The organism is Micromonospora sp. DT41, from assembly GCF_049841715.1.
Taxonomy (GTDB): Bacteria; Actinomycetota; Actinomycetes; order Mycobacteriales; family Micromonosporaceae; genus Micromonospora; species Micromonospora profundi.
The window spans coordinates 496,438-504,096 of record NZ_JBNCKU010000002.1 but is presented as its reverse complement, the minus strand read 5'-3'; the positions used below and the strand labels follow the sequence as shown (position 1 = coordinate 504,096).

4 protein-coding genes and 1 tRNA gene are annotated in these 7,659 nt (G+C 71.1%); all 5 read left to right on the top strand.

All coding sequences use genetic code 11. The features are described 5' to 3' along the window. Positions 1–540: 540 nt before the first annotated feature. The 5 genes from fdh (at position 541) to selA (ending at position 7,657) form a co-directional block, all read left to right on the top strand. Positions 541–3,813 (top strand): formate dehydrogenase, encoded by a 3,273-nt coding sequence (gene fdh / locus ACLQ23_RS06360; RefSeq protein ID WP_425735914.1) that lies wholly within the window; start codon positions 541–543, stop codon positions 3,811–3,813. Beyond that, positions 3,803–5,047, top strand: coding sequence for a 4Fe-4S dicluster domain-containing protein (locus tag ACLQ23_RS06355; RefSeq protein WP_355633208.1), 1,245 nt, complete (start codon positions 3,803–3,805; stop codon positions 5,045–5,047). Before fdh ends, ACLQ23_RS06355 begins: the two co-directional genes overlap by 11 nt. Further along, complete coding sequence (nrfD, locus tag ACLQ23_RS06350; protein ID WP_425735915.1) at positions 5,044–6,210, top strand: NrfD/PsrC family molybdoenzyme membrane anchor subunit; 1,167 nt, start codon at positions 5,044–5,046, stop codon at positions 6,208–6,210. Before ACLQ23_RS06355 ends, nrfD begins: the two co-directional genes overlap by 4 nt. Before the next feature lie 34 nt (positions 6,211–6,244). After that, positions 6,245–6,340, top strand: a tRNA-Sec gene (locus tag ACLQ23_RS06345). Positions 6,341–6,358: 18 nt separating this feature from the next. Next, a complete protein-coding gene (gene selA / locus ACLQ23_RS06340; protein ID WP_425735916.1) occupies positions 6,359–7,657 on the top strand; it encodes an L-seryl-tRNA(Sec) selenium transferase in 1,299 nt (432 codons plus the stop codon). Positions 7,658–7,659 lie beyond the last annotated feature (2 nt).

Here is a 7,659-nt window from a genome sequence, read left to right as displayed (position 1 = left end):
CCTACCCGGACGCCTACGCCCAGTGGGAGCAGCAGGCCGCCGACCTCGTCGCCCAGCACTGGAACAGCTGACCCACCGCACTGACTGATGGCCGGCACCCCGACACGGGGTGCCGGCCATCGGCATATCCGCGTCAGACGCGCGCCACGACGGGGTTGGCGCGTGACGCGTTGTTGGTTGGTGCGGGGTAGGTGCATGGCCTGCGGCACCTGTCCAAGATCTCGTGGCCCCAAGCCTCGCGTCGGGTGCGGTCGGCGGGGTGGGGAACACGGCGGGGCGTTGGCTGGTTGTGTAGCTGTGTCGGTGTGATCCAGTGTCCCCGGGCCTCACCTAATATCGCCGTCGCGGAATACCGTCAGGCTGGAGCCGCGTCGCGCCACTCGCCGAGAGGCGACCTGCACACCGACACCGGTGCCGCCCCCGACCCACCCGGTCGGGGGCGGCGCTGTCTCTGCGCCCGACGACTGGGACCTCGGTTCGCGAAGACCGCTCGCCTGACCTATGTTCGTGGGGTCGCTCGCGTGGGAGGGGGTGTCGGGGATGGGTCTGCGGACCTTCATCGAGGGTTGGCCGGTTTATCGGCAGCTCACCGGCACGGACCCGCTCGGCCGGGGCGTCGCGGCGCAGTCCACGCGTACGGCAGAGTTGACCGCCCGCACCGAGACCGCCGACAGCGTCGCGCGGTCCGTGTGCCCGTACTGCGCTGTGGGTTGTGGTCAGCGGGTGTTCGTCAAAGACGGGCAGGTCAGTCAGATCGAGGGTGATCCGGACAGCCCGATCTCGCGCGGTCGGCTGTGCCCGAAGGGCTCGGCGAGTAAGAGCCTCGTGACGAGCCCGCTGCGGCAGACGAAGGTCCGCTACCGCCGTCCGTACTCGACGCAGTGGGAAGACCTGGAGCTCGACACCGCGCTCGACATGATCGCGGACCGGGTGCTCGCCGCACGCGAGCAGACCTGGGAGGACGTCGACACGCAGGGCCGCCCGCTCAACCGCACGCTGGGTTTCTCCAGCCTGGGTGGGGCGACGTTGGACAACGAGGAGAACTACCTCATCAAGAAGTTGTTCACCGCGGCGGGCGCGTTGCAGATCGAGAACCAGGCCCGTATTTGACACTCCGCCACAGTCCCCGGTCTGGGGGCCAGTTTCGGTCGTGGCGGTGCGACGGATTTCCAGCAGGACATCGCAAACGCTGACGTCATCGTCATCCAGGGCTCCAACATGGCCGAGGCGCACCCTGTGGGTTTCCAGTGGGTGATGGAGGCCAAGCGCCGTGGTGCGAAGGTGTTCCACGTCGACCCGCGGTTCACGCGGACCAGTGCGGTGGCCGACTCGTACCTGCCGATTCGGGCGGGTACGGACATCGCGTTGCTCGGTGGGGTGGTGCGCTACATCCTGGAGAACGAGCTGGACTTCCGGGAGTACGTGCTGTCGTACACCAACGCGGCGACGATCATCAGCGAGCAGTTCAGCGACACCGAGGACGGCGACGGGTTCTTCTCCGGCTTCGACCCGGAGACCGGAAGCTACGTCCAGGACAGCTGGCAGTACGCGGGCCACGAGGACTCCTCGGGCAGCGGGCACACAGCCAAGGAGCGCGACACCGCAGCCGGGTTGGAGCACGAGTCGCACGGTGCCCAGGTGAGCGGTCAGACCCAGCGCGACGAGACGTTGCAGCATCCGCGCTGCGTCTACCAGATCCTGAAGCGACACTTCGCCCGCTACACGCCGGAGATGGTGGAGCGGGTCTGCGGTATCCCGCAGGAGAAGTTCCTCGAACTCGCGCAGGCGTGGACGGCCAACTCGGGCCGCGACCGCACCGGCATGCTGATCTACTCGGTGGGGTGGACGCAGCACAGTGTGGGTGTGCAGTACATCCGTACCGGCGCGATCATCCAGTTGCTGCTTGGCAACATGGGCCGCCCTGGTGGCGGGGTGATGGCGCTGCGCGGCCATGCCAGCATCCAGGGCTCGACGGACATTCCGACGTTGTTCAACCTGTTGCCGGGCTATCTGCCGATGCCGCACCACGCCGATCACCCGACCTTCGACGAGTGGGTCGACAGCATCCGGCACCCGGGGCAGAAGGGCTTCTGGGGCAACGCCGAGTCGTTCGCCGCCAGCCTGCTCAAGGCGTACTGGGGTGATGCGGCTACACCGGACAACGACTACTGCTACGGCTACCTACCCCGCCTGACCGGCGACCACGGCACCTATCAGCAGGTGCTGAACATGATCGACGGGAAGATCAAGGGGTATTTCCTGCTGGGGCAGAACCCTGCTGTCGGTTCGGCGCACGGTCGGGCGCAGCGGCTGGGGATGGCGAATCTGGACTGGTTGGTGGTCCGGGATCTGTTCATGATCGAGAGTGCGACGTTCTGGCAGAACGGTCCGGAGGTGGCCACCGGCGAGATCGTGCCGGAGGAGTGCCGTACGGAGGTGTTCTTCCTGCCCGCTGCCTCGCACGTGGAGAAGGAGGGCACCTTCACGCAGACGCAGCGGTTGTTGCAGTGGCGGGAGAAAGCCGTCGAGCCGCCAGGCGACGCCCGCTCGGAGCTGTGGTTCTTCTACCATCTCGGCCGCAAGCTGCGCGAAAAGCTCGCCGACTCGCAACTGCCGCGCGACCGGGCGCTGCTCGACCTCACCTGGGACTACCCCACGCACGGTCCGCGCGACGAGCCGAGCGCCGAGGCGGTCCTGCGCGAGATCAACGGGTACGACGTCACGACCGGTCGCCCGCTGTCGAGCTTCGCCGAGGCCCGGCCGGACGGCTCCACAGCCATCGGCTGCTGGATCTACACGGGTGTGTACGCCGACGGCGTCAACCAGGCAGCTCGCCGTAAGTCCCGACACGAGCAGGACTGGGTGGCCGCCGAGTGGGGCTGGGCGTGGCCGGCGAACCGGCGGATCCTCTACAACCGCGCCTCCGCCGACCCGGACGGCAACCCGTGGAGCGAGCGCAAGAAGTACGTGTGGTGGGACCCGGACAAGGGCGAATGGACCGGCTACGACGTGCCGGACTTCGAGAAGACCAAGCCGCCGTCGTATCGTCCGCCGCCCGGCGCGTCCGGCACCGAGGGCATCGCCGGCGATGATCCGTTCGTCATGCAGGGCGACGGCAAGGGCTGGTTGTACGCGCCCAGCGGCGTCCTGGACGGGCCGCTGCCGACGCACTACGAGCCTGTCGAGTCGCCGGTGCGTAACCCGCTCTACCGCCAGCAGGCCAACCCGACCCGCAAGTCGTACGCGCACCCGGTGAACTCGGTGAACCCGAGCCCGCCGGAGGAGCACGACCAGGTCTTCCCGTACGTCTTCACTGTCAGCAGGCTCACCGAGCACCACACCGCAGGCGGGATGAGCCGGACGGTGCGGCCGCTCGCCGAGCTGCAGCCGGAGATGTTCGTCGAGGTGTCACCGGAGTTGGCCGCCGAGACCGGGCTGGCGCATCTGGGCTGGGCGCACCTGGTGAGCGGTCGCGCGGTGATCGAGGCGAAGGTGCTGGTGACCGATCGACTCACGCCGCTGCGGGTGGACGGGCGGGTAATCCATCAGGTGTGGCTGCCGTACCACTTCGGTTTCGAGGGTCTGGTCACCGGCGAGTCGGCCAACGACCTGTTCGGCATCACCCTCGACCCCAACGTCCTCATCCAGGAAAGCAAGATCGGCACCTGCGACGTGCGGCCGGGTCGCCGGCCCACCGGGTCGGCGTTGCTCGACCTGGTCGCCGACTACCAGCGCCGGGCCGGTATCAGTCCGGGAGGGCACGCGCCGGCCGTGACAATTGACAACGACGGGGAGGCGCACGGTGCTTCCTGACCCGAACAGTCTGTACGGGCCGCTCGACCCGGCGCCCGACGCCGGCTACGAGGACGCGCCGCCGCGGATGGGGTTCTTCACCGACACGAGCGTGTGCATCGGGTGCAAGGCGTGCGAGGTGGCCTGCAAGGAGTGGAACGGGGTGCCCGGCTCCGGCCTTGACCTGCTGGGCATGTCGTACGACAACACCGGTGCGCTGACCGCGAACTCGTGGCGACACGTCGCGTTCATCGAACAGCCCCGTCCGACGGGGCACGGCGGCGCGCCGTTCACGGGTACCCCGACCGGAGGCACGGCCAGCGCGGCGTCGGCGGCCGTCGCGGCCGGCACCACCGACCCGACCGGCACCCAGCCGGGCCTGCCGACCGGCTCACCGTCGGCCGCCGCCCGCATGTCCGGCGGCGACAGCGGCGGTGCCCGCATGTCCGACGGCGACAACCGTGGTGCCCGCACGTCCGGCGGCGACCACGGCGATGCCATCGGCGGGCCTGTCGACGTGCTGGGCGAGCCCGTCGCTGGCGGCTCAGCTGCCGCCTCGAATGCCGCAGGCCGAAGCGACGTTGCCGCCAGCGCCCTGCCCGCCAGCGGCCGGGCTGCCGGTCCGGAGTTTCTGGGGATGCCGGGTGCGCAGCCGCCGGGTCGGGGCACGGGCGCGGAGGGGCGTACGGATTTTCGGTGGTTGATGATGTCGGACGTCTGTAAGCACTGCACGCATGCGGCCTGCCTGGACGTGTGTCCGACGGGTTCGTTGTTCCGGACGGAGTTCGGGACGGTGGTGGTGCAGGAGGACATCTGTAATGGGTGTGGGTACTGCATTTCGGCGTGTCCGTACGGGGTGATCGATCAGCGTAGGGGTGATGGTCGGGCGTGGAAGTGCACGCTGTGCTACGACCGGTTGGGTGCGGGGATGACGCCGGCGTGTGCGCAGGCGTGCCCGACGGAGTCGATCCAGTACGGGCGGTTGGACGAGTTGCGGGAGCGTGCTGCCGAGCGGGTGGCGACGTTGCACGGTCGGGGTGTGTCCGAGGCGCGGTTGTACGGGCATGACCCGAACGATGGGGTGGGTGGTGATGGTGCGTTCTTTCTGTTGTTGGATGAGCCGGAGGTGTATGGGTTGCCGCCCGATCCGGTGGTGACCACGCGGGATCTGCCGGCGATGTGGAAACGCGCAGGCCTCGCCGCACTTGCCATGACCGCCGCTACCGTCGCCGCCTTCGTCGGGAGATCCTCGTGAGCCCACACCGCCCACCGGTGGGCGAACTGTTCCGCCGCTTCCGCGACCGCCTCGCCGCCGACGGGCCCACGACCGACCGCGCCGACGCATCCGGCCTCCACAGCGCGACCCCGGCCCCACAGCCAGCCGGGACCGCACCACCAGCAAGCCGCCGCAACGGCATGCCGGCCGGTCGGCGTGGCGGTCGGCGCGGTGGTGGCGAGGAACTGCGGGTGCCGGAGGCGGAGTTCACCTCGTACTACGGCAGGCCGATCCTCAAGGCGCCGGTGTGGAAGTGGGACATCGCCGCGTACCTGTTCACCGGCGGGCTGGCCGCCGGCTCGTCGCTGCTCGCCGCCGGTGGGCAGGTCACCGGCCGGCCAACGCTGCGCCGAGCAGGGCGGGTCACCGCCCTGGCCGCCGTGAGCGCCAGCGCCGTGTTCCTGATCCGGGACCTGGGCCGGCCGGCGCGGTTCCACCACATGCTGCGGGTGGCGAAGCCGACCTCGCCCATGTCGGTGGGCACCTGGATCCTCACGGCGTTCGGGCCGGCCGCCGGTGTCGCGGCGATCGCCGAGGGCGCCGGCCTGCTGCCCCGGCGTGGCCTGCTCGGGCTGGCCGGTCGGGCTCTGCCGCCGGTCGGGCACGCCGCTGGGCTGGTCGCCGCCGCCACGGCTCCGGCGCTTGCCACGTACACCGGGGTGTTGCTCGCCGACACGGCGGTGCCGTCGTGGCATGAGGCGTACCCCGAGTTGCCTATCGTCTTCGCGGGCAGCGCGCTGGCCAGCGGCGCCGGCGTGGGTCTGCTCGCCGCGCCGCCCGCCGAGGCCGGGCCGGCCCGGCGGATGGCGGTGGCCGGCGCGGCCCTGGAGCTGTACGGCGCGCACCGGGTGGAGACCCGGCTCGGGCTGCTCAGCGAGCCCTACCGGCTGGGCCGGCCCGGTCGGTTGCTGCGCGCCGGTCGGCTGCTGACCGCCGCCGGGGTCACCGGGGCGGTGCTGGGACGGCGCAGCCGGGCGGTCGGCGCGCTCTCCGGTGCCGCGTTGCTGGCGGCGTCGGTGGTCACCCGGTTCGGCATCTTCTACGGCGGCGTGGCGTCGGCGCGCGACCCGCGCTACACGGTGGTGCCGCAACGCGAGCGGGTGAACGCCCGGCGGACCAGGGCGGATCTGCCGGCTGACTGAGCGCCCACGTCGGCGTTGTGATCGAATGTCCGACGGAGGCGTTCAGGCGGCTGGTGCCCCTCCCGGTCTTCAAAACCGGTGTGGTCCGGGACCCGGGCCAGGCGGGTTCGATTCCCGTCCGTCTCCGCCAAGCGGCAGGAGATGAGCGATGCGCGACGGCGATCCGCGACGTCGGGTGCCCCGCACCGACACGTTGCTGGCCGACCCGCAGCTGGTAGCGGCAGCCGCGTCCCTGGGCCGGGACCGGGTCAAGGCGCTCGTCGTCCGCGCGCAGGAGCGCGCCCGCCGAGGTGAGATCAACCCCGACGAGGTACGGGACGCGGCCGTCGCCGCGTTGCCGGCCCCGGCTCCCCGCGTGGTGCTGAACGCCACGGGCGTCGTGCTGCACACCAATCTGGGCCGGGCGGCGTTGTCGTCCACAGCTGTGGCAGCCGTCGTGGCGGCCGCCGGTCACACCGACGTCGAGCTGGACCTGACCACCGGGCGACGTGCCCGCCGGGGCCGGGACGCGCTCGACGCGCTCGCCGCAGCGGTGCCCGACGCGGACGCCGTGCACGTGGTGAACAACGGCGCTGCCGCGCTGGTGTTGGCCGCCACCGCGTTGGCCGCCGGTCGGGAGATCGTGGTGAGCCGGGGTGAACTGGTCGAGATCGGGGACGGGTTCCGCCTGCCCGACCTGTTGGAGAGCACCGGAGCCCGGCTGCGGGAGGTGGGCACCACCAACCGCACCACGCTCGCGGACTACGCCGCCGTAATCGGCCCGCAGACCGGCTTCGTGCTCAAGGTGCACCCGTCGAACTTCCAGGTCACCGGCTTCACCTCCGCCACGCCGGTACGACAACTGGCCACGCTCGGGGTGCCTGTGGTCGCCGACATCGGCTCCGGCCTGCTCGCTGCGGACCCGCTGCTGCCCGACGAACCGAACGCGGCGGACACCCTGCGCGCCGGCGCCGCGCTTGTCACCGCCAGCGGCGACAAGCTGCTGGGTGGGCCGCAGGCGGGGCTGCTGCTCGGCGACGGCGAGCTGATCGACAGGCTGCGCCGCCACCCCCTGGCCCGTGCGCTGCGCGTCGACAAGCTCACCCTGGCCGCGCTCGGCGCCACAGTGCACCAACCCGACACACCGACCCGGGCGGCGCTGCACGCCGACCCGGGCATCCTGCGCGAGCGGGTGGAGCGGTTACGCGACCGGCTCGGCGCGGACGGCCGCAAGGCCGAGGTGGTGCCGGCCGTCGCCGTGGTCGGCGGTGGCGGTGCTCCCGGCGTGGAGCTGGACTCGTGGGCGCTGAGCCTGCCCGAACGGTATGTCGCGCCGCTGCGTACCGGAGAGCAGCCGATCCTCGGCCGGGTGGTGCGGGGTCGGCTCCTGCTCGACCTGCGCTGTGTACCCGCCGACGCCGACGAGGCCGTCCGGCTGGCCGTGCTGCGGGTACCCGGGGACGACTGAGC

Coding starts and splice junctions, on each gene's coding strand:
- selA (WP_425735916.1), top strand. CDS start 6,359: ATGCGCGACGGCGATCCGCGACGTCGGGTGCCCCGCACCGACACGTTG.